General features: G+C 73.2%; 21 protein-coding genes. 3 read left to right on the top strand and 18 right to left on the bottom strand.

All coding sequences use genetic code 11. The features are described 5' to 3' along the window. Window positions 1-20 precede the first annotated feature (20 nt). From prcA to WCD74_RS27575, 9 genes are all read right to left on the bottom strand, one after another. Window positions 21-806, bottom strand: a complete 786-nt coding sequence (gene prcA / locus WCD74_RS27615; RefSeq protein ID WP_337698124.1) for a proteasome subunit alpha — start codon at window positions 804-806, stop codon at window positions 21-23. A 55-nt stretch (window positions 807-861) separates the two neighbouring features. Further along, window positions 862-1695, bottom strand: coding sequence for a proteasome subunit beta (gene prcB / locus WCD74_RS27610; protein ID WP_337698123.1), 834 nt, complete (start codon window positions 1693-1695; stop codon window positions 862-864). Window positions 1696-1822: 127 nt separating this feature from the next. Continuing rightward, window positions 1823-2017 carry a ubiquitin-like protein Pup gene (locus tag WCD74_RS27605; protein WP_337698122.1) on the bottom strand — a complete coding sequence of 65 codons (195 nt, stop codon included), beginning with the start codon at window positions 2015-2017 and terminating at the stop codon, window positions 1823-1825. Between the two features lie 74 nt (window positions 2018-2091). After that, a complete protein-coding gene (gene dop / locus WCD74_RS27600) occupies window positions 2092-3609 on the bottom strand; it encodes a depupylase/deamidase Dop (RefSeq protein WP_337698121.1) in 1518 nt (505 codons plus the stop codon). Further along, window positions 3606-4850 carry a multidrug effflux MFS transporter gene (locus WCD74_RS27595; RefSeq protein WP_337698120.1) on the bottom strand — a complete coding sequence of 415 codons (1245 nt, stop codon included), beginning with the start codon at window positions 4848-4850 and terminating at the stop codon, window positions 3606-3608. Before WCD74_RS27595 ends, dop begins: the two co-directional genes overlap by 4 nt. Beyond that, complete coding sequence (locus WCD74_RS27590; RefSeq protein WP_337698119.1) at window positions 4847-6118, bottom strand: esterase/lipase family protein; 1272 nt, start codon at window positions 6116-6118, stop codon at window positions 4847-4849. The genes WCD74_RS27595 and WCD74_RS27590 overlap by 4 nt, the downstream gene beginning before the upstream one ends. Window positions 6119-6138: 20 nt before the next feature. Then, window positions 6139-7869 (bottom strand): proteasome ATPase, encoded by a 1731-nt coding sequence (arc, locus tag WCD74_RS27585; RefSeq protein ID WP_337698118.1) that lies wholly within the window; start codon window positions 7867-7869, stop codon window positions 6139-6141. Between the two features lie 203 nt (window positions 7870-8072). Beyond that, window positions 8073-8909: a tRNA (adenine-N1)-methyltransferase gene (locus WCD74_RS27580; protein WP_337698147.1), complete on the bottom strand. Its 837-nt coding sequence runs from the start codon at window positions 8907-8909 to the stop codon at window positions 8073-8075. A gap of 223 nt (window positions 8910-9132) precedes the next feature. After that, on the bottom strand, window positions 9133-10062 hold the full coding sequence (locus WCD74_RS27575) for a DUF559 domain-containing protein (RefSeq protein WP_337698117.1): 930 nt from the start codon (window positions 10060-10062) through the stop codon (window positions 9133-9135). A 252-nt stretch (window positions 10063-10314) separates the two neighbouring features. Between WCD74_RS27575 and WCD74_RS27570 the strand changes: the two genes are divergently transcribed. After that, window positions 10315-11130 (top strand): RecB family exonuclease, encoded by an 816-nt coding sequence (locus WCD74_RS27570; RefSeq protein ID WP_373696142.1) that lies wholly within the window; start codon window positions 10315-10317, stop codon window positions 11128-11130. Between the two features lie 8 nt (window positions 11131-11138). Beyond that, a complete protein-coding gene (locus tag WCD74_RS27565; protein WP_337698115.1) occupies window positions 11139-11963 on the top strand; it encodes a thioesterase family protein in 825 nt (274 codons plus the stop codon). 29 nt (window positions 11964-11992) lie between these two features. Here WCD74_RS27565 and hisG read toward each other — a convergent pair whose 3' ends face one another. The 4 genes from hisG to metH form a co-directional block, all read right to left on the bottom strand. After that, entirely contained in the window at window positions 11993-12976 is a 984-nt protein-coding gene (gene hisG, locus WCD74_RS27560) for an ATP phosphoribosyltransferase (protein WP_337698114.1), read from the bottom strand. Window positions 12977-13027: 51 nt separating this feature from the next. Then, complete coding sequence (locus WCD74_RS27555; RefSeq protein ID WP_337698146.1) at window positions 13028-13309, bottom strand: phosphoribosyl-ATP diphosphatase; 282 nt, start codon at window positions 13307-13309, stop codon at window positions 13028-13030. A gap of 103 nt (window positions 13310-13412) precedes the next feature. Further along, the gene (locus tag WCD74_RS27550; RefSeq protein ID WP_337698112.1) at window positions 13413-14084 is read right to left on the bottom strand and encodes an HAD family hydrolase; all 672 of its coding nucleotides are present in this window, start codon (window positions 14082-14084) and stop codon (window positions 13413-13415) included. Between the two features lie 8 nt (window positions 14085-14092). Continuing rightward, window positions 14093-17641: a methionine synthase gene (gene metH / locus WCD74_RS27545; protein WP_337698111.1), complete on the bottom strand. Its 3549-nt coding sequence runs from the start codon at window positions 17639-17641 to the stop codon at window positions 14093-14095. Window positions 17642-17769: 128 nt separating this feature from the next. Between metH and WCD74_RS27540 the strand changes: the two genes are divergently transcribed. Then, window positions 17770-18627, top strand: a complete 858-nt coding sequence (locus WCD74_RS27540) for a PAC2 family protein (RefSeq protein ID WP_337698145.1) — start codon at window positions 17770-17772, stop codon at window positions 18625-18627. Between the two features lie 9 nt (window positions 18628-18636). Here the strand turns inward: WCD74_RS27540 and eccB are convergent, their stop codons facing one another. The 5 genes from eccB to WCD74_RS27515 form a co-directional block, all read right to left on the bottom strand. Next, the gene (gene eccB / locus WCD74_RS27535; protein ID WP_337698110.1) at window positions 18637-20046 is read right to left on the bottom strand and encodes a type VII secretion protein EccB; all 1410 of its coding nucleotides are present in this window, start codon (window positions 20044-20046) and stop codon (window positions 18637-18639) included. Window positions 20047-20048: 2 nt separating this feature from the next. Beyond that, window positions 20049-20405 (bottom strand): DUF2237 family protein, encoded by a 357-nt coding sequence (locus WCD74_RS27530; protein WP_337698109.1) that lies wholly within the window; start codon window positions 20403-20405, stop codon window positions 20049-20051. 25 nt (window positions 20406-20430) lie between these two features. Beyond that, the gene (mshC, locus tag WCD74_RS27525; protein WP_337698108.1) at window positions 20431-21693 is read right to left on the bottom strand and encodes a cysteine--1-D-myo-inosityl 2-amino-2-deoxy-alpha-D-glucopyranoside ligase; all 1263 of its coding nucleotides are present in this window, start codon (window positions 21691-21693) and stop codon (window positions 20431-20433) included. 293 nt (window positions 21694-21986) lie between these two features. Next, complete coding sequence (locus WCD74_RS27520; protein WP_337698107.1) at window positions 21987-23966, bottom strand: VWA domain-containing protein; 1980 nt, start codon at window positions 23964-23966, stop codon at window positions 21987-21989. Then, a complete protein-coding gene (locus WCD74_RS27515) occupies window positions 23956-25407 on the bottom strand; it encodes an ATP-binding protein (protein ID WP_337698106.1) in 1452 nt (483 codons plus the stop codon). The genes WCD74_RS27520 and WCD74_RS27515 overlap by 11 nt, the downstream gene beginning before the upstream one ends.

The following is a 25407-nucleotide window of genomic DNA, read 5'->3' as shown; positions in this document are numbered from 1 at the left end:
CGGAGGGCCCGGCGGTCGGGTCAGGCGTCCGCGCCGCCGGCGCCGGAGACCTCGTCGCCCGCGCCGGTGTCGCCGGCCTCGGCGGAGTCGGCGGGCGCGGACCCGGCGGCGGGCAGCAGCCCGGCGAGCGCGGCGCCCGTGATCCGGCGGAACGAGCGCCGCGGGCGGCGGGCCCGGTCGAGCAGGGCGACCTCGAGTGAGTCGACGCCCAGCGTGCGGTCCTCGGACGCGGAGCCGTTCTGCGCCTGGAGCGCGTCGAGTGCGGTGCGCAGCGCGCCCTGCGTGTCCAGGGTGCCGTCGTAGGAGGACTTCAGCGCCGTCGAGATCGGCTCCGTGGTGCCGCCCATGACCACGAACTGCGGCTCGTCGGAGATCGACCCGTCGTAGGTGATGCGGAAGAGCTGGTCGGTGTCCGGGTTCTCCCCCAGCGCGGCCACGCAGAGCTCGACCTCGAACGGCTTCTGCTGCTCGATGAAGCTGGCGCCCAGGATGTTCGAGTAGGCGTTGGCGAGGGCCCGCCCGGAGACGTCGCGGCGGTCGTAGGAGTAGCCCTGCACGTCGGCCCAGCGGACCCCGGCGCGGCGCAGGTTCTCGAACTCGTTGTAGCGCCCGACCGCCGCGAACCCGAGCTGGTCGTAGATCTCGGAGATCTTCCGCAGCGACTTCGAGCGGTTCTCCGCGACGAACAGCACCCCGTCCGCGCAGCTCAGCACCACGACGCTGCGGCCGCGGGAGATGCCCTTGCGGGCGAGCTCCGAGCGGTCGCGCATCAGCTGGTCGACCGACGCGTAGAACGGCATCGTCATGGCGGGGCGGCTCCTCTTCCGAGGTGGGGCGGGGGTGCGGGTGGGAGGGTCGGGCTCAGCCGACCGGGCGCTCGCGGCGGGCCGCGATGACGGCCTCGGCGACGCCCTGGATCTCGTCGGCCGGGAGCTGGACCGCCCCCTGCGCGTCGATGGCCACGGCGATCGGGTAGATGTTCCGGACGGTGTCCGGGCCGCCGGTGGCGGAGTCGTCGTCGGCGGCGTCGTAGAGCGCCTCGACGGCGTGCCGGACCGTCGCGTCGCGGTCGGCGGTGACGTCGTGGGTCTTCTTCAGCGACGAGCGCGCGAACAGCGAGCCCGAGCCCACGGCCGCGAACCCGCCGGACTCCTCGTACCGCCCGCCGACGACGTCGTAGGACACGATCCGGCCGGCGCGCGCCGGGTCGGTCGCGTCCAGGTCGTAGCCGACGAAGAGCGGCACGTAGGAGAGCCCCTGCATGGCCGCCCCGAGGTTGCCGCGGATCATCGAGGCCAGCCGGTTCGACTTGCCGTCGAACGTCAGCGGGACGCCTTCGAGCTTCTCGTAGTGCTCCAGGTCGACCGCGAACAGCCGGATCGCCTCGACGGCCAGCCCGGCGGTCCCGGCGATGCCGGCCGCGGAGTAGTCGTCGGTGACGTAGACCTTCTGCATGTCGCGCTGGGAGATCAGGTTGCCCATCGTGGCGCGCCGGTCGCCCGCGATGACCACGCCGCCGTCGTACTGCGCGGCCACGATCGTGGTGCCGTGCGGGACCCCGCCCGCGATCTCCGGGCCGGCCCCGCGGGCGCTGGGCAGCAGGTCCGGCCGGACGGTCGAGAGGAAGTCGACGAACGAGGACGTGCCGGAGTCGAAGTACGCGGGGGCGAGCCCCGGGGTCGTCCTGGGGTCCATCGGCTGTTCGTCGCTCCTTCGCTGGTGCTTCCCGTTCGAGACGGCACGGCGGGCCGGAACGCTGGTTCCCGACCCGCCGTGCAGGTACTGCCGACCCGCCGCGGTTCGCGCGCGGCGGCCCGTGTGACTACTGGCCGCCCTTCTGCACGTAGGCGCGCACGAAGTCCTCGGCGTTCTCCTCGAGCACGTCGTCGATCTCGTCGAGGATCGTGTCGGTGTCCTCGCCGAGCTTCTCCCGGCGCTCCTGGCCGGCGGCGGTGGAGTCCTCGCCGCCGTCGCCGTCGTCGCCACCGCCCTGCCGCTGGGTCTGTTCCTGCGCCATGGCTGCCTCCCGATGCCGAAGGTGTTGCGACCCCGAACCCTACCTGGCCGGGCCCGCACCCGACGTCATGAACATCATCCCCGGGTCAGGGCCTCGACCAACGCCGTCGCGTTGTCGGCGTTGTCGATGAGCTCCCCGACGTGCCCGCGGGTGCCCCGCAGCGGCTCCAGGGTGGGGATGCGCACCAGCGACTCGCGGCCGAGGTCGAAGATGACCGAGTCCCACGACGCGGCCGCGACCTCGCTCGGGTAGCGCTCCAGGCAGCGTCCGCGGAAGTAGGCGCGGGTGTCCTCCGGGGGCCGGGTGACCGCGCTGCGGACCTCGTCCTCGGTGACCAGCCGCTTGATCGACCCGCGCGTGACGAGCCGGTTGTAGAGGCCCTTGCCCTGCCGGACGTCGGAGTACTGCAGGTCGATCAGGTGCAGCTTCGGGGAGTCCCACGGCAGGTTGTCGCGGTCGCGGTAGCTCTGCAGCAGCTTGAGCTTGGCCACCCAGTCCAGCCGGTCGGCGCAGCGCATCGGGTCGGTCTCGAGGTCGTCCAGGACCTGGCCCCAGATCTCGAGGGTCTCCCGGGTGACGTCGTCGATGTCGTCACCCTGGGTCTCCTGCTCGTGCTTGCGGGCCCGCTCGTAGTACTCGCGCTGGATCTGCAGGGCGGTCATCCGCTTGCCGTTGGCGAGGTCCACCTCGACCTGCAGCGTCGGGTCGTGGCTGATGCGGTGCACCGAGCGGACGGGCTCGAGCAGGCGCAGGTCGTCGAACCGGACCCCGTCCTCGATCATCGACAGCACGAGCGCCGTCGTCCCGACCTTGAGGAACGTCGAGTACTCGGAGAGGTTCGCGTCGCCGATGATCACGTGCAGGCGGCGGTACTTGTCGGCGTCGGCGTGCGGCTCGTCGCGGGTGTTGATGATGCCGCGCTTGAGGGTGGTCTCCAGGCCGACCTCGACCTCGATGTAGTCCGCGCGCTGCGAGAGCTGGTACCCGGCCTCGTCGCCGGACGCCCCGAGCCCGACGCGCCCGGCCCCGGTCATCACCTGCCGCGTGACGAAGAACGGCGTCAGGCCGGTGATGATGCTGGGGAACGGCGTCTGGCGGTTGCACAGGTAGTTCTCGTGCGAGCCGTACGAGGCGCCCTTGCCGTCGATGTTGTTCTTGTAGAGCTGGATGCGGCCGGTGCCGGGCACCGTGGCGGCGCGGTCCGCGGCGTCCTCCATCACCCGCTCCCCCGCCTTGTCCCAGATCACCGCGCCGCGCGGGGTGGTCACCTCGGGGGCGGAGAACTCCGGGTGGGCGTGGTCGACGTAGAGCCGGGCGCCGTTGGTGAGGATGACGTTGGCGGCGCCGAGGTCGTCCAGGTCGCCGGTGTCCGGCGGCGGGCCCGCGCTCGGGCCCAGGTCGAAGCCCCGCGCGTCGCGCAGCGGCGACTCCACCTCGTAGTCCCAGCGCGCCCGGCGCGCCCGCGGGACGTCGGCCGCCGCGGCGTAGGCCAGCACGACCTGGGTGGAGGTGATGACGGGGTTGGCCGTCGGGTCGCCCGGCACGGAGATGCCGTACTCGATCTCGGTGCCCATGATGCGGCGCGCGGTCATGGGTCCGACCCTAGTTGTCCGCCGTCCCGGGCGCCGTCAGCCGGGCCGCGTCGCCAGAGCACGCCGAACGTCACCAGGGCCAGCAGCGCGGCCACCGTCATGACCACGCCCATGGGTACCGCGGTGCGCCCGCCGCCGATGCCGACCAGGGGCGCCGAGACGCCGCCCACGATGAACTGCGCCGTCCCGAGCAGGGCCGACGCGCTCCCGGCGTGCTCGGGGTGGTCGGCGAGGCTCAGGGTGGTGGCCGCCGGCAACGCCGTGCCGACCCCGCACACCGTCACGAACAGCCCCGCGACGACCCCCGGGAGGCCGAGGCCGAGGGCGCCCACCAGGACCGTCGCGGACCCCAGCGACGCGATCGTGAGCCCGACGAGCACCGCCCGGTGCGGGCGCACCTTCTCCGCGCCCACCAGGCGCCCGGAGAGCTGCACCGCGCTGACGATCCCGACCGAGTTCACCGCGAACACGGCGCTGAAGCCCTGCGGCGAGAGCCCGTAGAGGCCCTGCAGCACGAACGTCGACCCGGAGATGTAGGCGAACATGGCCGCGAACCCGAGGCCGGCCGCGGCCACGCAGGCGAGGACGCGCGTGTCGGCCAGCAGCACCCCGAAGGCGTGGCGGGTGGTGCGCCACCCGGCGGCGGTGCGACGGTCCGGCGGCAGCGTCTCCGGCACCGCCAGCAGGACCCCGACCAGGACGACCGCCCCGAGCGCGGCGAGGACCACGAACACCCCGCGCCACGAGGTGAGACGCAGCAGCTGGCCGCCCAGCACGGGGGCGACGATCGGTGCCACCCCGGAGACCAGCATCAGCGCCGCGAACGCCCGGGCGGCGGCGGGTCCGTCGTAGAGGTCCCGGACGACCGCGCGGGCCACCACGATCCCGACCGCGCCGAACAGCCCCTGGCCCAGCCGCAGCGCCACGAGGGTGCCGACGTCGGGTGCGGCGGCACAGGCCGCCGAGAGGAGCACGAAGCCGGCGGCGCCGACGATGATCGGCCGGCGGCGGCCCAGGACGTCGGAGAGCGGCCCGGCGACCAGCTGCCCGACGGCGAGCCCGACGACGCAGGCGGTGAGGCTGAGGGCGACCAGGGAGGCGGACGCCTCGAGCTCGACCGCGATCGCCGGGAGGGCCGGCAGGTAGGTGTCGATCGCGAGCGGGGCGGCGGCGGTCAGCGAGCCCAGGACCGCGGTCCGGGCGAGGCGGCCGCGTCGGGCGGGCGGGTCCGGCCGCGTCACCGCCGGTCGTCGAGGGCGGCGGGACCGGCCCCGTCGTCGGGGTCCTGCTCGTCGGCCGCGAGCCAGCGCAGCAGGTGCTCGTGGATCCGCGGGTCGTTGAGCAGGTGGAAGTGGTGCGAGGCCGGGAGGGTCTCGACGTCGGCGACGGCCCCCCGCGCCGAGTCCACGGGCACGAGCAGGTCGCCGAGGATGTTCGCGAGCGGGTGGTGCGCGCTGGAGGTCAGGCACGCGGCGACGCCGTGGTGGGTCGAGGAGGCGAGCAGCGGGACGTCGGTGTCGGAGACCCCGGCGACCAGGTCGCGGATGCCGGCGGAGCGCCGGTCGAGGAACTCGCCCCACGTGCGGGAGCGGGCGTAGCGGGACAGGCGCGTCGCGAGCTGGTCGACGCGGTGGGCGAGCGGCGCGCCCTCGTGCGGCGAGCCGAGGTAGACCATGCGCCGGACCGTGTGCACCCACGGCTCCCCGGCGGCGACGGCCGCGTGGCAGGCGTGGCGCAGGACCAGCCCGCCCATGGAGTGCCCGACGAGGTCGAGACGGCGGATCGGCTCGGGCCAGGCGTCGAACACCTCGGCGAGCAGCACCGAGAGCGCCGCGCCGTTGTGGGCGATGCGCAGGCCGGTGTTGTAGCGCAGCAGCAGCGGGACCGCCCCGACGGTGGAGGCGATGCGCTCCGCGTAGCCCTCCCCCGCCGACTCCTCGTCGGCCAGCCGCCACGCGTGCTCGGTCTCCCCGAGGCCGTGGACGAACAGCACGACGTGGCCGAGGTCGCGGTCGGGGTGGTCGGCGACCCGGATGTCGTCCAGCCGCAGCTGGGCGTGCGGGTCGTCCTCGCTCGTCGTCGAGGTGTGGAGCGCCATGGGGACGGCGAGGTCGTTGCCCAGGGCGACCATGTGGTCCCCGACGAGGCCGTTGACGGCACCGGTGAGCACCGCGCCGGCCGGGCGGGAGGTGATCGGGGTCCACTCGGTCTTCCCGGAGGCCTCGCGGTAGAGCTCGGCGGCCAGCCCGACGCCGCGGCCCGCCGCGTGGCCGATCCCACGGACGGCGGAGTAGACGCCCGCGCTGATCCCGTCGTGCAGCAGCTGTGCCGGCCTCGACGCGGGCCCGAGCCCGACCTTGCGCAGGGTGGCGAACACCGTGTCCGAGACCGCGCGGTGGGTGCCCTCGACGGGGCGGGAGACGATGTCGACCGCCTCGGACGCGACACCGGCCGCCCCCCGGACCTCGTTGCGAGGAGCGGGGAGCGGCCGGTGGTCGTCGTCCGTCATGTCCGCGACGGTACCCGGTACTACAGGTACTGGCCCGTGTTGGACGCGGTGTCGATCTCCTTGCCCTGCGTCGCGCCCTTGCCGGTGACGAGCGTGCGGATGTAGACGATCCGCTCGCCCTTCTTGCCGGAGATCCGGGCCCAGTCGTCGGGGTTGGTCGTGTTCGGCAGGTCCTCGGACTCGGCGAACTCGTCCACCACGGCGTCGAGCAGGTGCTGCACCCGCAGACCGGACTGCTTGGTCTCCAGGTGCGACTTGATGGCCGACTTCTTGGCCCGGCCCACGATGTTCTCGATCACCGCGCCGGAGTTGAAGTCCTTGAAGTACAGGACCTCCTTGTCCCCGTTGGCGTAGGTGACCTCGAGGAACCGGTTGTCGTCGGTCTCGGCGTACATCCGCTCGACGACCCGCTCGATCATGCCGTCGAGGCAGGCCTGCCGGTTGCCGCCGAACTCCTCGATGTCCTCCTCGTGGACCGGCAGTCCGTCGACGAGGTACTTGCCGAAGATGTCGATGGCGGCCTCGGCGTCGGGACGCTCGATCTTGATCTTCACGTCGAGTCGGCCCGGACGCAGGATCGCGGGGTCGATCATGTCCTCGCGGTTCGAGGCGCCGATGACGATGACGTTCTCGAGCCCCTCGACCCCGTCGATCTCGCTCAGCAGCTGGGGCACGATCGTCGTCTCGACGTCGGAGCTGACGCCGGAACCACGGGTCCGGAAGATCGAGTCCATCTCGTCGAAGAACACGATCACCGGCGTGCCCTCGGACGCCTTCTCGCGCGCCCGCTGGAAGATCATCCGGATGTGCCGCTCGGTCTCGCCGACGAACTTGTTGAGCAGCTCCGGGCCCTTGATGTTGAGGAAGTGCGCCTTGATGTCGCGGCTGTCCTCGCCGCGCTGCTCGGCGACCTTCTTCGCCAGCGAGTTCGCCACCGCCTTGGCGATGAGCGTCTTGCCACACCCGGGCGGGCCGTAGAGCAGCACGCCCTTCGGCGGGCGGAGCTGGTACTCGCGGAACAGGTCCGCGTGCAGGAACGGCAGCTCCACCGCGTCGCGGATGGAGTCGATCTGCCGGGAGAGGCCGCCGATGTCGGTGTACGCGACGTCGGGGACCTCCTCGAGGACGAGCTCCTCGACCTCGGCCTTCGGCACCTTCTCGTAGGCGTAGCCCACCTTGGTGTCGATCATCAGCGAGTCGCCCGGCTTGAGCTCCGGGGCGTTCTCGTCGAGCAGGGAGTCGGCGAGGTGGATGACCCGTTCCTCGTCGGCGTGCCCGATGATGAGGGCGCGGTTGCGGGTGCCGTCCTCGTCGACGAGGACCTCCCGCAGCGAGCAGACCTCACCGATGCGCTCGTAGTCGCCGGCCTCGACGACGGTGAGGGCCTCGTTGAGCCGCACCGACTGGCCGCGCGTGAGTTCGGCGGCCTCGACGGCGGGCGAGACCGCGACGCGCATGCGGCGTCCCGACGTGAACACGTCGACGGTCTGGTCCTCGTGCAGGGTCAGGAAGACGCCGTAGCTCGACGGCGGCTGCGCGAGACGGTCGACCTCCTCGCGGAGCGACACGAGCTGCGCCCGCGCCTCCTTGAGGGTGTCGGTGAGCTTGTCGTTGCGCTCGGTCAGTTGGGACACCCGCGCCGCCGAGTCCGCGAGCCGCTGCTCGAGGATCCGGGTGTGGCGCGGGGACTCGGTGAGTTTCCGACGCAGCAGGGCGACCTCTTCCTCGAGGAATCGCACCTGTGCCGCCATGTCCGCCGCGCCTCTGTCGCGGCCCTGGTCGGATCGGCCCCTGGGGTCGTCGTTCATCGTCACGGCGCCCTCCTCCCGCTACTCCGTGGCGCAACCGTACCCGTGAACACGGGTGTCCGTGGAGTAGCGAGCCGGTGACGGAGTTCTCCCGTCGGCCACTTGCATTCCTCACCCTGCGTGGTTCTTGCGGGTTCAGAAGGGGGCTACCGGCTCCGGGTCGGGCGGCGTTGCACCCGCGGTGGGGTGACCCCGTCGGCGAGCCTCCGGGCGGTGACGAGGAAGGCGGTGTGGGCGATCATCCGGTGCTCCGGGCGGACCGCCAGGCCGACGCTGTGCCAGGGCCTGACCAGCGATTCCCACGCCTGCGGCTCGGTCCAGCCCGCCTGGTCGCGCAGCGCCTCGGTGAGGGTGGAGAGCTGGGTGGTGGTGGCGACGTAACCGACCAGCACGCCCCCCGGGACGAGCACGTTCCGGACGGTGTCGAGCACCTCCCACGGTGACAGCATGTCGAGCACGACGCGGTCGAACGTGCCGGTGGTGTCCGCGACGTCCCCCTCGTGGAGCGACCAGTTGGCGGGGTGTTCGCCGAAGAAGCGGACGACGTTGGCCTCGGCGTGCTCGAGGTGGTCGGTTCGGATCTCGTAGCTGGTCACGGTGCCCTCGGGGCCGACCGCGCGCAGCAGGCTGCAGGTCAGGGCACCGCTGCCGGCGCCGGCCTCGAGCACGTTCGCGCCCGGGAACACGTCGCCCCACATGACGATCTGCGCGGCGTCCTTCGGGTAGATCACCTGCGCGCCGCGGGGCATCGCGAGGACGTAGTCGGGCAGCAGCGGGCGCAGCGCGAGGTAGGGCGTGTTCGCCGCGGAGTGCACCACGCTGCCCTCGGGGGCGCCGATCAGCTTGTCGTGGGCGATCGCGCCGCGGTGCGTGTGGTAGCTCTGCCCGGGCTCCAGGACGAGGCTGAAGTGCCGGCCCTTCGGGTCGGTCAGCTGCACCCGGTCGCCGGGCAGGAACGGCCCGCTGCGCGCCGGCCCGCGCACTTCGTGCTCGATCCCGACGGCGGGGGTGGTGGCGTCGGTCGCCGGCTCCGCGGTCGCCGGGTCGTCGATCCGCACCGCGTCGTCGGGCTCCGGCCCGTCGTCGGGCCCCTCGCCGGTCGTGTCCTGCACGACGGGCCACCCTAGGCGGCGGTCCCTGTCGGCCCGGCCGCGGCCCGTGATCAGCGGTTGGTGAGCGACACGCGCAAGCCCTGCTGCGGCGCGCTCACGAGGTCCCGATCACGGTGCTCCGCCGGGACCTCAAGGCGTCGCGGACGTTCTGCACGAAGGTGTCCGGGGCGTCCCGCAGTTCGAACCAGTTCGTCCGGATGACGATCCACCCCTCGAGCATCAGGGCGTTCTGCCTCCGGGCGTCCGTGAGGAACGTGCGGAGGTCCCGGTGGTAGGCCCACCCGTCGATCTCCACCAGGACCTTCTGCTCGAGGAACGCGAGGTCGAGGACGGCCTGCCCGTAGCCCCGCAACCAGTGTTCGTGGTTCGCGCTCCAGCCCCCGATGCCCGCCGCCCGGAGCACCCGGTGGGCCTTCCGCTCGGCCTCCGACCGGGCGCCGCCCCCGGCGAGCACGAGCAGCTGCAACGCGAGGACCGCACCGTGGCGCCCGATCCCGAGCCGGTGCAGCCGTCGCATCTCCTCCAGGTCGACGCCCGCCTGGAGCGCGCGGTCCATGAGACGGGCGCCGAGAGCCAGGCCCAGGGACACGGCGGCGGCGAGGACCGTCGCGGGCTTCTTCGTCACGGGCACCCCGTGCACGACCACGCGGTCGGTCGCGGGCACGGCCCGGTGCACGAACCGCACCCCGCGCCGGGGCCTCAGACGTGTGCCGTGCGGGATCGCCACCTCGATCTCGGCGGGACACAAGTCCGTCAGGCGCCACCAGAAGGCCGCCGCGCACCCGGTGATCGTGCCGACCTCACCGACCGACAGCGCGGCGGCGCGCACGCGGGAGCGAGGGGTCACCACGTGGTCGGCGGCACGCAGTACTCCGTGCAGGTCGCGCTCCCACTCGCCCTTCTGCACCCGTGCCGCGATCTGCGCCCGCGAGAAGCCCGCCTCCTTCGCCTGGGCCACCGCCAGCAGCCCGTCCCGGTCGCGGATCCACGCCCGGACCGCCCGATCCCTGTCGTCGACGCTCACACGGGTTCCGACGCACGCCGCACGGACGCGGATCCATCGGATTCGGCGCACCGGACCTCGTGAGCGCGTCGCACGACGGCTTGCGCGTGTCGCTCACGAGGTCACGATCATGGTCCGTGAGACCCCGCCCGGCGCCCTCGAGGAGGACCGAGGCTGTCAGGGGTCGGTCGTAGCGTCCGCGCCGTGATCGAGACCAGCACCGCCACGCCGGCCGTCCCCGCCCCGCGCGCGCCGCAGGACGCGCCGCGCCCGGTGACTCCGAAGCGCCTCGAGCCCGAGCGGCCCCGGCGCCGGCCGGCGCTGTCGCCGTCGCGGGCCGGGGACTTCAAGGTGTGTCCGCTGCTCTACCGGTTCCGGGCGGTCGACCGGCTGCCCGAGCAGCGCAGCCCGGCCCAGGTGCGCGGGATCGTGGTGCACGCGGTGCTGGAGCGGCTGTTCGGGCTCGACCCGCCGCTGCGGGTGCCGTCCCGGGCACACACCCTGCTGGCGGAGGTCGCGGCCGAGCTGGCCGAGGACGACCGGGCGCTGCTCGGGGACCTCGCCGGGGCCGCGGCGCTCGTGGACGCCTACTTCGCGATGGAGGACCCGCGACGGCTGCGCCCGGAGGCGTGCGAGGTGTTCCTGGAGGTCGAGCTCGACTCCGGGGTGGGGCTGCGCGGCTACGTCGACCGGCTGGACGTCAGCCCGGAGGGCGACGTGCGCATCGTCGACTACAAGACCGGCTCGGCGCCCCGCGAGGTGTTCGAGGCCCGGGCGCTGTTCCAGCTGAAGTTCTACGCCCTCGTGCTCCTACGGGCCCGCGGCGTGCTGCCCCGCCAGCTGCGCCTGATGTACCTCGCCGACGGGCAGAGCCTGACCCACTCCCCCACCCGCGGGGAGCTGGAGCGGTTCGAGCGGACCCTGGTCGCCCTGTGGGCCGCGATCCTGCGCGCCGCGCCGACCGGGGACTTCCGGCCGAACCCCGGTCGGATGTGCGGCTGGTGCTCGCACCGGGCGGTCTGCCCGGCGTTCGGCGGGACGCCGCCGGACTACCCCGGCTGGCCCGACGACCCGGACGCTCCCCCATGATCGGGCTCATGTCCGAGCCCGAGCCGTACTTCCGCCTCCTCGACGCCGCCCGGGAGGACGGGACGCGCGTGCTGGCGTCCGCGTCCACCGCCGGCCCCTGGTTCGCCGACGCCCAGCACATGGGGCCGCCCAGCGCCCTGCTGATCCGGGCCCTCGAGCGCCGGTCCGGCCGGCCGGAGCTGCGGCTCGCACGCGTCACCGTCGAGGTGCTGGGCCCGGTCCCGGTCGGCGAGCTGGTCGTCCGCGCCGAGGTCGCCCGCCCGGGCCGCACGATCGAACTCGCCACCGCCGAGCTGGCCGCCACCGACCCGTCGACCGGGACGCTGCGCCCGGTGGCCCGCGCCCACGGCTGGTTCCACGGGACCGGCGACACGACGGAGGTCGTGACGGTGCCCGGCACCGCGATGCCGTCGATACCCGGCCCGGAGACGGGGACGGCCCGCGACATCCCGGACGGCTGGCTGCGCGGCTACCTCACGTCCGTCGACTGGCGCTGGATCACCGGCGGGCTCGACCACCCGGGGCCGGGTCGGGCGTGGGGGCGCCTGCGCGGGCAGGTCGTCGAGGGCGAGGAGCCGTCACCGGCGCAGCGCCTCGCCGCCGTCGCCGACTCCACGAACGGCGTGGCGAGCCGGCTCGACCTGCGGCGGTGGCTGTTCGTCAACACCGACCTGACCCTGCACCTGCACCGCGCCCCGGCCGGCGAGTGGACCGGCCTGGACGCCGACAGCGTCATCGGGCCCGAGGGCACGGGGTCGGCGTACTCCGTGCTGCACGACGAGCACGGGCCGGTGGGGCGGGCCGCCCAGGCCCTGACGGTGCGGCCCCGGTAGACCCGTCCAGCCCCGTCCGGGTCCCCGCCTCAGCGGCCGGCGACGCCCATCCGCGCGACGGCGGGGTCGGCCGACGACGGCGACTCGGCCGGCGGCGGCGCCGCCCCCGGCATGGAGCTGACGCCGCCGGTGCCCGGCAGCACCGCCCGGCACGACTGCAGCGAGGAGGTGACGATGCCGGTGCAGCCCAGGTCGGCCAGCTCGTCCATGACGTCGTTCACGCGGCTGCGCCGCACCATCGACCGGACCGCCACCCAGCCGTCCAACGACAGCGGCGCGACCGTGGGCGACTGCACGCCCGGCGTCACCTGGACCGCGTCGTCCTGCACCTCGACCGGGCAGTCGTAGTCGAGCATCACGTACTGGCGGGCGAACACGACGCCGCGCAGCCGCTCGACGAAGCGGTACTTGGCCTTGGTGGTCTCCGGGGCGTCGGGCTGCTGGTCGAACTTGGCGTTGCGGTCCACGATCACCGCCTCCGACGACAGGATCGGGTCGCCGATGGGCTCGAGCCCGTGCTGGGCGAGCGTGCGGCCGGTGGACACCACGTCGGCGATGGCGTCGGCCACCTCCAGCTCGATCGAGACCTCCACCGCGCCGTCGAGCCGGATGACGTCCTTGGCCGAGATCCGCTGCTGGGCGAGGTTGGCGCGGACCAGGCGCGGGAACGAGGTCGCGATCCGCTTGCCGGCGAGGTCCTGCACCGTCCAGTTCTTCGCGATCGGCGCCGCGTAGCGGAACTGCGAGTTGCCGAAGCCGAGCTTGAGGACCTCGTTGACCGACGCGGAGGACTCCTCGGTCAGGTCGTGCCCGGTGATGCCCAGGTGGAGCTGCCCCTCGGAGACGTAGGTCGCGATGTCCTTGGGCCGCAGGTAGAAGAACTGCACGTTGTTCGCGTGGTCGTGCAGGGACAGGTCACGGTTGTCCGACCGCTGCCGGTACCCGGCGTCGCGCAGCATGCGGGACGCCTCCTCGGCGAGGGACCCCTTGTTCGGGACGGCGACGCGGAGCATGGCTCTCTCCTGGCGGGCACCGCACCGGTCGCGCTGCCCTGTTCGATGGGTCTAGAGGTACTTGTACACGTCTTCGAGGGTCAGGCCACGGCCGAGCATGATCACCTGCGTCCGGTAGAGCAGCTGGGAGATCTCCTCGGCGAGCTTGTCGTCGGTCTCGTGCTCGGCGGCGAGCCACACCTCGCCGGCCTCCTCGAGGACCTTCTTGCCCTGCGCGTGGACCCCGGCGTCGAGAGCGGCGACCGTGCCCGAGCCCTCGGGGCGGTCGCGTGCCTTGGTGCTGAGCTCCTCGAAGAGCCCGTCGAACGTCTTCACGTTCACCGATGCTCGCATCATCGTGTCTCCCCGGCTGCACGGACGGTGTCACCTGCTCCGGACGGTCGTCGCCGATCGGCGGAGGGTGCCCGGCAACCGCGCGCCAACTCCTACGAATGGCCTAGTGAACGTTCGCCGACAGGAGCAGCCGCACGTCGCTCACGGTGAGTCCCTCGAGCGAGTCCCGGAACACCCGTCGCTCCCCCGGCGGTACCGCGGGCCCGGCGGGCACCACGAGCACGGTCGTCCCGGCCGCGGCCGCGGAGGCGGTCCCGGTCGGGGAGTCCTCCACCGCCACGCTCGCCTCCGGGTCGACCCCGAGCAGCTCGCACGCCCGTCGGTAGGGCGCCGGGTCCGGTTTCGTGGCGCTCACCTCGTCGCCGCACACGGTCACGTCGAACCACTCGCGGCCGATCGTGTCCAGCGCGACCTCGGTGAGCTTGCGGTACGTGCTGGTGACCAGCGCGGTGGCCACGCCGGAGGCCCGCACCGCCGCGAGCGCCTCGCGGGCCCCGGGACGCCACGGCAGACCGCGGGAGAACACCTCGTGGGTGCGCCCCACCAGCCACCGGCCCGCGGCGTCGACGGCGGCCTCGTCATCGGGAAGACCGACCTCACGCAGCACCGTGGAGGCGGTGCGGCGCAGACTCGAGCCGGTCAGCTCCTCGCGCGTGGCCGCGGAGAGCTCGCCGCCCAGGTGGACGGCGAGCTCCGCCATGGTGATCGACCACAGGCCCTCGGAGTCGACCAGCGTGCCGTCCATGTCCCACAGGACGGCCGCGAGATCAGGCATCGAAGGCCCTACGCATTGAAGTACTTGGCCTCCGGGTGGTGGACCACCAGCGCGTCGGTCGACTGCTCCGGGTGCAGCTGGTCCTCCTCGGAGAGCTCGACGCCGATGCGGCTCGGGTCGAGCAGCTCGACGATCTTCGCCCGGTCCTCGACGTTCGGGCACGCGCCGTAGCCGAGCGAGTAGCGGGCGCCGCGGTAGCCGAGCTTGAAGTACTCGTTGACGTCGGCCGGGTCCTGGTCGGCCATCGTCGACCCGTCGGCGAAGGTCAGCTCCTCGCGGACGCGGCGGTGCCAGAACTCCGCCAGCGCCTCGGTCAGCTGCACCCCGAGGCCGTGCACCTCGAGGTAGTCGCGGTAGGAGTTCTCCGCGAACAGCGTGTTCGCGAAGTCCGCGATCGGCTGCCCCATGGTCACCAGGTTCATCGGCATGACGTCGACGCTGCCGAGCTCGGTGGCCTCCTCCCGGGTGCGGAAGAAGTCGGCCAGGCAGAGGCGCCGGTCGCGCTTCTGGCGCGGGAACGAGAAGCGGTGCAGCTCGTTCGCCTCGGGCTTGGCCTCGTCGAGCACGACGACGTCCTGGCCCTCGGAGATCACCGGGAAGTAGCCGGCGACGACCGCGGCGTGGGCGAGGATGCCCTCGGACTGCAGCCGGTCGAGCCAGTAGCGCATCCGCGGCCGGCCCTCGGTCTCGACGAGCTCCTCGTAGGACGGTCCGTCGCCGCCCTTGGAGCCGCGCAGCCCCCACTGCCCGAAGAAGGTCGCGCGCTCGTCGAGCAGGGCGGAGTAGTCGGCGAGGCGCAGGCCGCGCACCACCCGCGTGCCCCAGAACGGCGGCTGCGGGACCTCGATGCGACGCGCGACGTCGGAGATCGCGTCCGGGTCGAACGCCGGGTTCTCCTCGCCGGCCTCGGCCGCGCGCTTGGCCTTGATGCGCTCCGACCGCTCGCGGCGCTCCTTGCGCTCGGCCGCCTTGGCCTGCTCCTCCTCCGACGGGCCCTCGCCGGTCATGACGGAGTCCATCAGCCGCAGGCCCTCGAACGCGTCCTTCGCGTACCGGACGTCGCCCTGGTAGAGCTCGCCGAGGTCGTTCTCGACGTACGAGCGGGTCAGCGCCGCACCGCCGAGCAGGACCGGGAACTTGTCCGCGACCCCGCGGTCGTTCATCTCCTGCAGGTTGTCCTTCATGACCACGGTCGACTTGACCAGCAGCCCGGACATCCCGATGGCGTCGACCTTGTTCTCCTCGGCCGCCTCGAGGATCGCGTTGATCGGCTGCTTGATGCCGATGTTCACGACGTCGTAGCCGTTGTTCGACAGGATGATGTCGACGAGGTTCTTGCCGATGTCGTGGACGTCGCCCTTGACCGTCGCCAGCAGGATCTTGCCCTTGCCGGAGTTGTCGGTCGCCTCCATGTGCGGCTCGAGGTGGGCCACGGCCGCCTTCATCACCTCGGCCGAGGCCAGCACGAACGGCAGCTGCATCTTGCCGGCGCCGAACAGCTCACCGACGGTCTTCATCCCGCCGAGGAGGTCGGAGTTGATGATCTCCAGCGGGTCCTTCTCCTGCATGCCGGCGTCGAGGTCCTCCTCGAGCCCGTTGCGGTTCCCGTCGACGATGCGCTGCGCGAGGCGCTCGAACAGCGGCATGGCCGCGAGCTCCTCGGCGCGCTGGTCCTTCGCCGACTGCGCCGACACGCCCTCGAAGAGGTTCATGAAGTGCTGCAGCGGGTCGTGGCCCTCGCTGCGGCGGTCGTAGACCAGGTCCAGCGCGGCCTCGCGCTGGTCCTCCTGGATCTGCGACATCGGGAGGATCTTCGCCGAGTTCACGATGGCGGTGTCGAGGCCCGCGTCGACGCACTCGGAGAGGAACACCGAGTTGAGCACCTGGCGCGCCGCCGGGTTCAGGCCGAACGAGATGTTCGACAGACCGAGGGTCGTCTGGACCTCGGGGTAGCGCTCCTTGAGCTGCTTGATCGCGTTGATCGTCTCGATGCCGTCCTTGCGGACCTCCTCCTGACCGGTGGAGATCGGGAAGGTGAGGCAGTCGATGATCACGTCCTCGGTGCGGATCCCCCAGTTGTCCCGGAGGTCCTCGATGAGGCGGAACGCGACGCGGGTCTTCCACTCCGCGGTGCGGGCCTGGCCCTCCTCGTCGATGCACAGGCCGACGATCGCGGCGCCGTGCTCCTTCGCGATCCGCATGATCTTCTGGAACCGCGAGTCCGGCCCGTCGCCGTCCTCGTAGTTCACCGAGTTGATCGCGGAGCGGCCGCCGAGCTGCTCGAGGCCGGCCTGCAGCACCTCCGGCTCGGTGGAGTCGAGCACCACCGGCAGCGTGGACGCCGTCGACACGTCGTGGGCCAGGCGGTCCATGTCCGCCGTGCCGTCACGCCCGACGTAGTCGATGCAGAGGTCCATCCAGTGCGCACCCTCGCGGGTCTGCGCCTTGGCGATGTCCACGCACTTCTCGTAGTCCTCCTCGACCATCGCCTCGCGGAACGCCTTGGAGCCGTTGGCGTTCGACCGCTCGCCGATCATCAGCAGGCCCGTCTCCTGGCGGAACGGGACCGAGTGGTACATCGAGGAGATGCCCGGCTCGGGCTTCGGGTCGCGCGTGGCCGGGGTGAGGTCGCGGCAGGTCTCGGCCAGCGCGCGCACGTGCTCGTTCGTGGTGCCGCAACACCCGCCGACGAGCTGGAGGCCGTAGTCGGTGATGAAGGAGGCGCAGTAGTCCGCGAGCTCCTGCGGCTGCAGCGGGTACTCGGGCCCGTTCGGGCCGAGCTCGGGCAGGCCGGCGTTCGGCATGACGGTGACCGGGATGCGCGACTGGCGGGAGAGGGCCCGCAGGTGCTCGCTCATCTCCGCGGGGCCGGTCGCGCAGTTCAGGCCGATGCCGTCGATGCCGAGGGGCTCGAGCGCCGTCAGGGCCGCCGTGATCTCGGAGCCGACCAGCATGGTGCCGGTGAGCTCGACGGTGACGTGGCAGATGACGGGGATGCGCCGGCCGTACTGCTCCATGGCGCGGTAGGCGCCGAGGATCGCGGCCTTGGACTGCAGGAGGTCCTGGCAGGTCTCGACGAGGATCGCGTCGGCGCCGCCCTCGAGCTGACCGAGCACGGAGTCGACGTAGGCGTCGCGGAGCTTCGCGTACGGCGCGTGGCCGAGCGTGGGGAGCTTCGTGCCCGGACCGTTGGACCCGAAGACGAACCGCGGGCGCTCGGACGTGGAGTACTCGTCGGCGGCCTCGCGGGCGATCTTCGTGCCCGCCAGGGACAGCTCGTAGATGCGCTCCGGGATGTCGTACTCGTTGAGGTTCGGCCAGTTGGTGCCGAAGGTGTTCGACTCGATGACGTCGGCGCCGGCCTCGAGGTGGCCCAGGTGGACCTGCTTGACGGCGTCCGGGCGCGACACGTTCAGGATCTCGTTGCAGCCCTCCAGATCCTGGAAGTCCTCGAGGGTCAGATCCTGGTCCTGCAGGGCCGTTCCCATCGCGCCGTCACCGATCAGGACGCGGGAGTGCAGGGCGGACAGGAAAGGTGACTCACTCGGGGTAGTCATCACACGATCGTAACGTGACGAGGGGGTCAACCTCGCTGAGCTGCGAGCCTCGTCACGACCCGTAAGCTGGGCCGGTGTCCGCCTCCGACGACGCCGGAATCCCTGCTCGCGAGCTGAACGACCCGGTCATGCTGTGTGCGTTCGAGGGCTGGAACGACGCGGGCGACGCGGCCAGCACGGCCGTCGAGCACCTGGCCCTGAACTGGGACGCGACCGAGCTCGGCGCGATCGACCCCGAGGACTACTACGACTTCCAGGTCTCCCGGCCGACCGTGCGCCTCGTCGACGGGATCAGCCGCGCGATCGACTGGCCCACCACCCGTTTCACGCTGTGCCGCCCGCCCGGCTCCGACCGCGACCTGGTGCTCGTCCGCGGGATCGAGCCGAACATGCGCTGGCGCTCGTTCGTCGCCGAGATCGTGGACAAGGCCACCGAGCTCGGCGTCACGACGGTGATCACGCTCGGTGCCCTGCTGGCCGACACCCCGCACACCCGTCCGGTGCCCGTGACCGGCTCGTCGTTCGACAAGGAGTCGGCCGCCCGCTACGGCCTCTCGAGCTCGCGCTACCAGGGACCGACCGGCGTCACCGGCGTCCTCAACGACGCCTGCGTGCAGGCCGGCATCCCCGCCATCTCCTTCTGGGCCGCGGTCCCGCACTACGTCTCGCAGCCGCCCGCACCGAAGGCCACGATCGCACTCCTCCAGCGGGTCGAGGAGGTCCTCGACGTCGAGGTCCCGCTCGGCGGGCTGCCCGACCAGGCCGAGAAGTGGGAGAGCACGGTCTCGGAGATGGCCGACGAGGACGACGAGGTCCGCGAGTACGTCAAGGCCCTCGAGGAGGCCGGCGACGCCGAGTCCGACCTGCAGGAGGCCTCCGGCGACGAGATCGCCGCCGACTTCGAGCGCTACCTGCGCCGCCGCGACCCGGGCGGCCCCGGTGACGTGGCCGGCGGGTCCGGCCTGGGCGGTCCCTGGGAGCGCTGAGGCGCACCCTCAGCGCAGGGTCCGGGCCGCCTCCAGGTCGAGCGCCGGGCCGCGCGGGAGCAGGTCGACGACGCTGCGGGGCGCCGGGCGGGGCACACCGAGCCCCAGCGCGGTCGCGGCGCCCCGGCCGACGACGGGCAGCACCCGGCCGACCTGGTCGACCACCACGCCCCGGGCCGGGTCGACCGGCTCCCCCGGCCCCACCGGGACCACGTACATCCCGGCGCCCGCGACGCGCACCGACTCGACCGGCGCACCCGGCTCCCCGACCGGGGTCGGCGGCACCGGGGACGGCAGGGCGCCCGCCACCGCGACGGTCGTCCCCGCGCCGACCGCCGGTGCCGCGCAGACCACCGGGGCGTCCGCCTGGGCGACCACGCGCGGGAACGCCCGCGGGTAGGCGGCGAGGTCGATCCCGACGGCGCGGGGCAGCCCGTCGAGCACGGGCGCCGGGATCTCGGCCACCCGCGCGTCCGCACCCGGCGTCGCGAACCGGGTCAGCTCGGCGACGACGCCGGGGACCTCCTGCACGCCCCCGGCGAGGACCACCACGAACCGCGCCGGGTCGCCGGCGACCCGCGCGACCGCGCCGACGGGCAGCCCCAGCGCGAGCGTCGCCGGGTCCGTGGGCGGCAGGCCCGCCCCGCCGATCTGCGGCGGGACCAGGGGCGCCCCCTCCGGCAGCGTCCCCAGCAGCGCGGGACCCGCGGGACGGGCGGGCTCCCCCGCGATGTCCAGGGCCCGGACGACGGCGCCCTGGGCGGGGTCGACCACCGCGCGCCTGCCCTCGGTGACGAGCCACGTCCGGCCGTCGTCGGAGCGGAGCAGCAGCGCCTCCCCCGCGGGCAGGGGGCGGCCGATCCCGGACGGGCCGCCGAGGACGACCGGGCGCACGCGGCCGTCGACCGGTACGTCGCAGACCGCCCAGACGTCGGGGACCGGCGGGGTCGCGGTGTCCGGCAGCACCGCGGGGGCGCCCGCGAGCCCGAGCGGGACGGTGCGCGCGGCGCCGGCGAGGGCGTCGTCGCGCACGGGGCTCGGGTCCGCGGGGACGAGGCCCTCCGCCGGGTCGGCGCGCCGGGGGTCCACCCCGGCCGCGAGCAGGCGGGCGGAGGCGAGGTCGGTGGTGGGGATCAGCCGCTCGGGGTCGCGGGCGACGACGTAGAGCGCCCCGCTGGGCACGCCGCGCACGATCGCCGCCGCCCGCCAGTCCGCGTCGCCGCGCACCAGCCCGACGATCGCCGCGGCCGCGAGCCCCAGCACCGCCACGACCGCCCCGACCGTGACGGCCCGCCGTCGGGTGAGCTCCGGGTCGCGCTCGGCGTGCGGGTCCCGCCCCACCAGCGCCTGGTCCAGACGGCGGGTCGCGCCGCGCCGGGCGCGGACCTGCTCCGGGGTGGCGGGAGCGGGACGGTTCACGACTAGCCCGCGACGGCGTGCGCCCGCAGGTCGTCGAGGTCGACCCACTCCAGCGACCGCGCGTGCGTGGCCTCCAGGACCACCGGCGGGGCGACCCCGCCGTCGAGGGCCTCCTTCCACCGGCTCGCGCACAGGCACCAGCGGTCGCCCGGCGTCAGGCCCGGGAAGTTCGCGTCCGCGCGGGTCAGGTCGTTGCCGCGGGCCGCGGAGAACTCCAGGAACTCCGCGGTGACCCGGGCGCACACCGTGTGGACCCCGGCGTCGTCGGGTCCGGTCTCGCAGCAGCCGTCGCGGTAGAAGCCGGTCACCGGGTCGTGACCGCAGTCGGCGAGCTCGCCGCCGAGGACGTTGCGGGCCATGGTTCCTCCTCGCTGGGGACGGTTCTCAGCGCAGGGTGATGCCCAGCAGGGCGTCGATCGCACCCGCCGCGCGCGACCCCCTATCGGCGTGCTGTGCTTTCCCGGTCCCGGAGCCGGGGCGCCGGAGCGCCTCGTCGACCCAGGCGTCGACCGCCGCGAGGGCGCCGGCGCTGTCGAGGTCGTCGGCGAGGTGCGTGCGGACCTTCTGGACCGTCTCGGTGGGATCGGGTGCCGCGTCCAGCGAGACCGCCTCGCGCCAGCGGTGCAGGCGGGCCTGACCCGCCGTCAGGAGGTCCGCGGTCCAGGAGCGGTCGGTGCGCCAGTGGCCGGAGAGCAGGGCCAGCCGGACCGCCATCGGGTCGACGCGGTCGGCGCGCAGCCGCGAGACGAAGACCAGGTTGCCCTTCGACTTCGACATCTTCTCGCCGTCGAGGCCGATCATCCCGGCGTGGCAGTAGTGCCGGGCCATGGGGTGGATGCCGGTGAGCGCCTCGCCGTGCGCGGAGCCGAACTCGTGGTGCGGGAAGGCGAGGTCGGAGCCGCCGCCCTGCACGTCGAAGGCCTCGCCCAGGCGGTTCATGGCGATCGCGGTGCACTCGACGTGCCAGCCGGGTCGGCCGTCGCCGAGGTCGGAGGACCACGACGGCTCGCCCTCGCGCGCCGTCCGCCACAGGAGGGCGTCCAGGGCGTGCCGCTTGCCGGGGCGGTCGGGGTCGCCGCCGCGGTCGGGGAACACGCGCTCCATCTCGGCGGTGGAGTAGCGCGAGACGTAGCCGAAGTCGGCGGTGGCGGTGTGGTCGAAGTAGACGTCGGGGTGCTCGGGGTCGTCGGCGCGGTAGGCCGCGCCCGAGGCGAGCAGCTTCCCGACGAGCTCGGTGATCTCCTCCATCGCCTCGACCGCGCCGATGTAGTCGCGCGGGGGCAGGACCCGCAGCGACTCCATGTCCTCCCGGAACAGGGCGGTCTCGCGCATGCCGAGCACGACCCAGTCGTCGGAGTCGCGCTCGGCCCGCTCGAGCAGCGGGTCGTCGATGTCGGTGACGTTCTGGACGTAGTGCACGTCGTGGCCGGCGTCGCGCCAGCAGCGGTTGACCAGGTCGAAGGCCAGGTAGGTCGCGGCGTGCCCGAGGTGTGTGGCGTCGTAGGGGGTGATGCCGCAGACGTACATGCGGGCGCCGGCCGCGCCGGGGGCGGTGGGACGGACCTCGCCGGTGGAGGTGTCGAACAGCCGCAGCGGGGGCGGGGTGCCGGGGACCGGGGGAACGTCGACTCCAGACCACGAACGCATGCCCGTGACCCTATGCCCAGTGCGGGGGCCGCCGGGCCGGAACCGGCTCGGGGCCACACCGCGGGGGTCCCGGCCGGGTCCCGCCGCGGGGGCCGTCGCGGGCGAGCACGACGATCCCTTCGGCGGACGAGGACCCGGCCGGGGTGGCGGGAGTCGCGGGGGGGTTTCGACTCCCGCCATGTCCCAGAGTAACCGAGAGGGTAGACCCGAACGGGTGGAAGGGTCCCCGAAAGCGGTTGCTTTGGACACAACTTGACGCTGAGCCACAGGGAGATCGTTTGTCTCCCTGCGGGTCACCGGCGTCGGCTGTGGAGGTAGTCGCTGACCACCGCCGCTCCGAGTCCGTCGAGATCCGGTGCGACGACTCGACCGCCGCTGCGCCGGGCCACCATGTCGACGAACGCCTCCAGCCGGGGGTCCTCCCCCAGCATGAACACCGTGAGCGCCGCCTTGAGGCGGGCGATCACGTCCACCTCGTTCAGCGTCGCCCGCAACGTCTCGGGTGTCGGCGGGTAGTCGAAGACCGCGTGCCCGTCCGGTTCGAGGTGCGCGGTCGGCTCGCCGTCGGTCACCACCAGCACCACCGGCGCGGCGTCGGAGTTCCGGCGCAGGTGCCGGCCCGCGAGCAGCAGCGCGTGGTGCAGGTTGGTGCCCTGCTCCCACACCCCCTCCAGCCCGGTGAGCTGGGCGAGGTCGACCTCCTGCGCGTGCCGCCCGAAGGTGATGATCTGCAGCGCGTCGCCACGGAACCGCGTCGAGACCAGGTGGTGCAGGGCGAGAGCGGTGCGCTTCATCGGCACCCACCGGCCGTCGGCCACCATCGACCACGACGTGTCCACGCACAGCGCCACGGCCGCACGCGTCCGCTGCTCGGTCTCGACGATCTCCACGTCGGTGACGTCGAGGGCCCTCGGATCGCCGCCGGCCTTGCGCAGCTCGGCGTTGAGCAGCGTCCGCGAGGTGTCCCAGCGCTCGGTGTCGCCGAACGCCCACGGTCGGGTCGCCCCGCTCGCCTCCCCCGCCGCACCCGAGCGCTGGGTCTCGCGCTCGCCGCGGCGGGTCGAGAGCGAGCCGACGACGTCGCGCAGCGCGGACTGCCCGAGCTGGCGCAGGGCCTTCGGCGAGAGCGTCAGCGACCCGTCCGGACCCCGCTCGAACACGCCCTGGTTCTCCAGCTCGCGCTCGAGCTCGGCGAGGCGCTGGGCGTCCACCCGGGCCTGGCGGCCGAGCGAGGCCTCCAGCGCCTCCAGGTCGATGTCCTCCATGCGCGCGCCCGGGTAGGACTGCGAGAGCTGCTCGGACAACGAGTCCAGCTGCGCGAGCTGCTCCATCGCCCGGGTCGCCTCACCCATGCCCATCGGGTTGTCGCCCCGGAACCGGCCCTCGGAGTCCCAGTCCTCCCCCGGCCGCATGGCCTGCAGCTGGGAGTCCAGGCGGGAGAGCTGCTCGGCCAGACGCGGGTCGCCGAACGCGGACTGCATGAGTCCCTCGAGCTCCGCGCGCTGCTCGGCCGACAGCGAGTTCATCATCCGCTGGGCCGCCGCGGACCGTTGCGCGAGGATGTCGATCAGTTCCTCGGTGGTGCTCGGGTTCTCCGGGAAGTACTGCCCGTGCTTGCCCATGAACTCGGAGAACCGCTCGGTGGTGTCCTCGCCGCGACCGTGGGCCTCGAGCAGGTCGTTGAGGTCGGAGAGCATCTCGCGGACCTGCTCGACGTCCTCGGGCGTCGCGTTCTCCATCGCCTCCTTCATGCCCTGGAAGCGCTGGTCGAGCGCCTCCCGGCCCATGAGGTCCTGGATCTGCTGGAACGCCTGGCGGGCCTCGGCGTTGCGCCAGTCGTAGTTCTGCAGCTCGTTGACGGCGCCGGCGGTGGAGTCCGGGAGCGCGTCCAGCGACATCTCCCGGAACCGCGCGTCGTCGGAGTCCTCGGCCTGCAGCGAGTTCCGCTCGGCCTCGAGCGCCTGGTCGAGCAGCTCCCGGATCTCCTGCAGCGTGCCGTCGATCCGGTTCTCGCGCTGCAGCCGGCGGCGCTGCTCGTTGAGGCGCCGCTGCAGGTCGTCGAGACCCTGCTGGTCGCGCAGCCCGCGGCGCATCAGCTCGCGCATCGCCTGCCGCGGGCTGGTGCCCTCCATGACGTCGCGACCGAGCTGGTCCATCGCCTCGCGGATGTCGAACGGCGGGGCGAGCGGGTCGGGGCCGTCGTAGAACCGGCCGTACGAGTAGCGGCCGGGTCGGGGCCGCCGGGGGCCCTCGTCGGGGATCTCAGCCGCCATAGGTGACCGTCCCGTCGTCCTCGTCGTCGTCCTTGGCGAGCTTGCGCGTGAGGTAGAGGTGCTCCAGCGCCAGCTCGACCGCGGAGGCCAGCGGCCCGGGGGCCTCGGTGTCGCCGGCGCCGAGCCGGTCGGCGACGGTGCGCACGACCGGGACCGACGGCAGGGCCGCGACGACCTCGCGGGCCGGCACCCGCTCCCCCGTCACCACCCGGCGGCCCTCGGCGACCGCGTCGGCCAGCGGGCCGAGGTCGACCCCGGCGAGCCGCTTGCGGGCGGTCTCGGCGACCGCGCGGCGCAGCAGGTGGGTCAGCAGCTCCTCCTCGCGCCCCTCCTCGCCGGACTCGAACTCGAGCTTGCCGCGCAGCACCGGCGGGACGGCCTCGAGGTCGACCGGCCGGGCGACCGGGGTGTCCTCCCCGGTGACGGCGGCGCGGCGCAGGGCCGCGGCGGCGACGGTCTCGGCGGCGGCCACGGAGAACCGGGCCGAGACACCGGAGCGCTGGTCGATCGCGGAGGCGTTGCGGAGGTTGCGGGTGAAGCGGGCGATGACCTCGACGAGGTGGTCGGGCACCTCCGCGACGGTGTGGGCCTCCTGGCGGATCAGCGCGACCTCGCCGTCGACCTCGAGCGGGTAGTGCGTGCGGACCTCGGCGCCGAACCGGTCCTTGAGCGGCGTGATGATGCGGCCGCGGTTGGTGTAGTCCTCCGGGTTCGCGCTGGCGACCAGGAGGATGTCCAGCGGCAGGCGCAGCGTGTAGCCGCGCACCTGGATGTCGCGCTCCTCCATAACGTTGAGCAGCGCGACCTGGATGCGCTCGGCGAGGTCGGGCAGCTCGTTGACGGTGACGATGCCGCGGTGGGCCCGCGGGACGAGGCCGTAGTGGATCGTCTCCGGGTCGCCCAGCGAGCGGCCCTCGGCGACCTTGACCGGGTCGACGTCACCGATGAGGTCGGCGACCGACGTGTCGGGGGTCGCCAGCTTCTCGGCGTACCGCTCGGAGCGGTGCCGCCAGGAGATCTCCAGGCCGTCGCCCTCGAGCGTCGTGCGTCGGATGCTGGCCGGGATGATCGGCTGCTCCGGGTGCTCGCCGATCTCGGAACCGGCGATGACGGGGGTCCACTCGTCGAGCAGGGCGACGAGGCTGCGCAGCAGACGGGTCTTGCCCTGGCCGCGCTCGCCCAGCAGCACGACGTCGTGCCCGGCGAGGATCGCGCGCTCGAACTGCGGCAGCACGGTGCGCTCGAACCCGACGATGCCGGGCCAGGGGTTCCCGCCGGCCTTCAGGGTGGCCAGCAGGTTGTCGCGCAGCTCGTCGCGGACGCTGCGCGGGGTCTTCGCGGGGTGGTCGCTCGCGCGGAGCTCACCGAGTGTCGTGGGGAGGCCCTCGGGTGGGGCCGGCGTCGTCTGAGCGGTGGCCTGGTTCGGGCTCGGGGTGCTCAC

It is taken from the genome of Actinomycetospora aurantiaca, assembly GCF_037401875.1.
Lineage (GTDB): Bacteria > Actinomycetota > Actinomycetes > Mycobacteriales > Pseudonocardiaceae > Actinomycetospora > Actinomycetospora aurantiaca.
Note: the sequence above shows the minus strand (reverse complement) of the source record. Positions and strands in the feature narration are given on the sequence as shown.

What these genes read in the sequence shown, in the direction of transcription:
- arc (WP_337698118.1), bottom strand. Translation starts at nt 7,869, where the DNA reads ATGGCGGCACAGGTGCGATTCCTCGAGGAAGAGGTCGCCCTGCTGCGT.
- WCD74_RS27540 (WP_337698145.1), top strand. Translation starts at nt 17,770, where the DNA reads ATGCTGTGTGCGTTCGAGGGCTGGAACGACGCGGGCGACGCGGCCAGC.
- WCD74_RS27565 (WP_337698115.1), top strand. Translation starts at nt 11,139, where the DNA reads ATGTCCGAGCCCGAGCCGTACTTCCGCCTCCTCGACGCCGCCCGGGAG.
- prcA (WP_337698124.1), bottom strand. Translation starts at nt 806, where the DNA reads ATGACGATGCCGTTCTACGCGTCGGTCGACCAGCTGATGCGCGACCGC.
- prcB (WP_337698123.1), bottom strand. Translation starts at nt 1,695, where the DNA reads ATGGACCCCAGGACGACCCCGGGGCTCGCCCCCGCGTACTTCGACTCC.
- WCD74_RS27605 (WP_337698122.1), bottom strand. Translation starts at nt 2,017, where the DNA reads ATGGCGCAGGAACAGACCCAGCGGCAGGGCGGTGGCGACGACGGCGAC.
- hisG (WP_337698114.1), bottom strand. Translation starts at nt 12,976, where the DNA reads ATGCTCCGCGTCGCCGTCCCGAACAAGGGGTCCCTCGCCGAGGAGGCG.
- WCD74_RS27555 (WP_337698146.1), bottom strand. Translation starts at nt 13,309, where the DNA reads ATGCGAGCATCGGTGAACGTGAAGACGTTCGACGGGCTCTTCGAGGAG.
- mshC (WP_337698108.1), bottom strand. Translation starts at nt 21,693, where the DNA reads ATGCGTTCGTGGTCTGGAGTCGACGTTCCCCCGGTCCCCGGCACCCCG.
- WCD74_RS27590 (WP_337698119.1), bottom strand. Translation starts at nt 6,118, where the DNA reads ATGACGGACGACGACCACCGGCCGCTCCCCGCTCCTCGCAACGAGGTC.
- dop (WP_337698121.1), bottom strand. Translation starts at nt 3,609, where the DNA reads ATGACCGCGCGCCGCATCATGGGCACCGAGATCGAGTACGGCATCTCC.
- metH (WP_337698111.1), bottom strand. Translation starts at nt 17,641, where the DNA reads ATGACTACCCCGAGTGAGTCACCTTTCCTGTCCGCCCTGCACTCCCGC.
- WCD74_RS27530 (WP_337698109.1), bottom strand. Translation starts at nt 20,405, where the DNA reads ATGGCCCGCAACGTCCTCGGCGGCGAGCTCGCCGACTGCGGTCACGAC.
- WCD74_RS27550 (WP_337698112.1), bottom strand. Translation starts at nt 14,084, where the DNA reads ATGCCTGATCTCGCGGCCGTCCTGTGGGACATGGACGGCACGCTGGTC.
- WCD74_RS27520 (WP_337698107.1), bottom strand. Translation starts at nt 23,966, where the DNA reads ATGGCGGCTGAGATCCCCGACGAGGGCCCCCGGCGGCCCCGACCCGGC.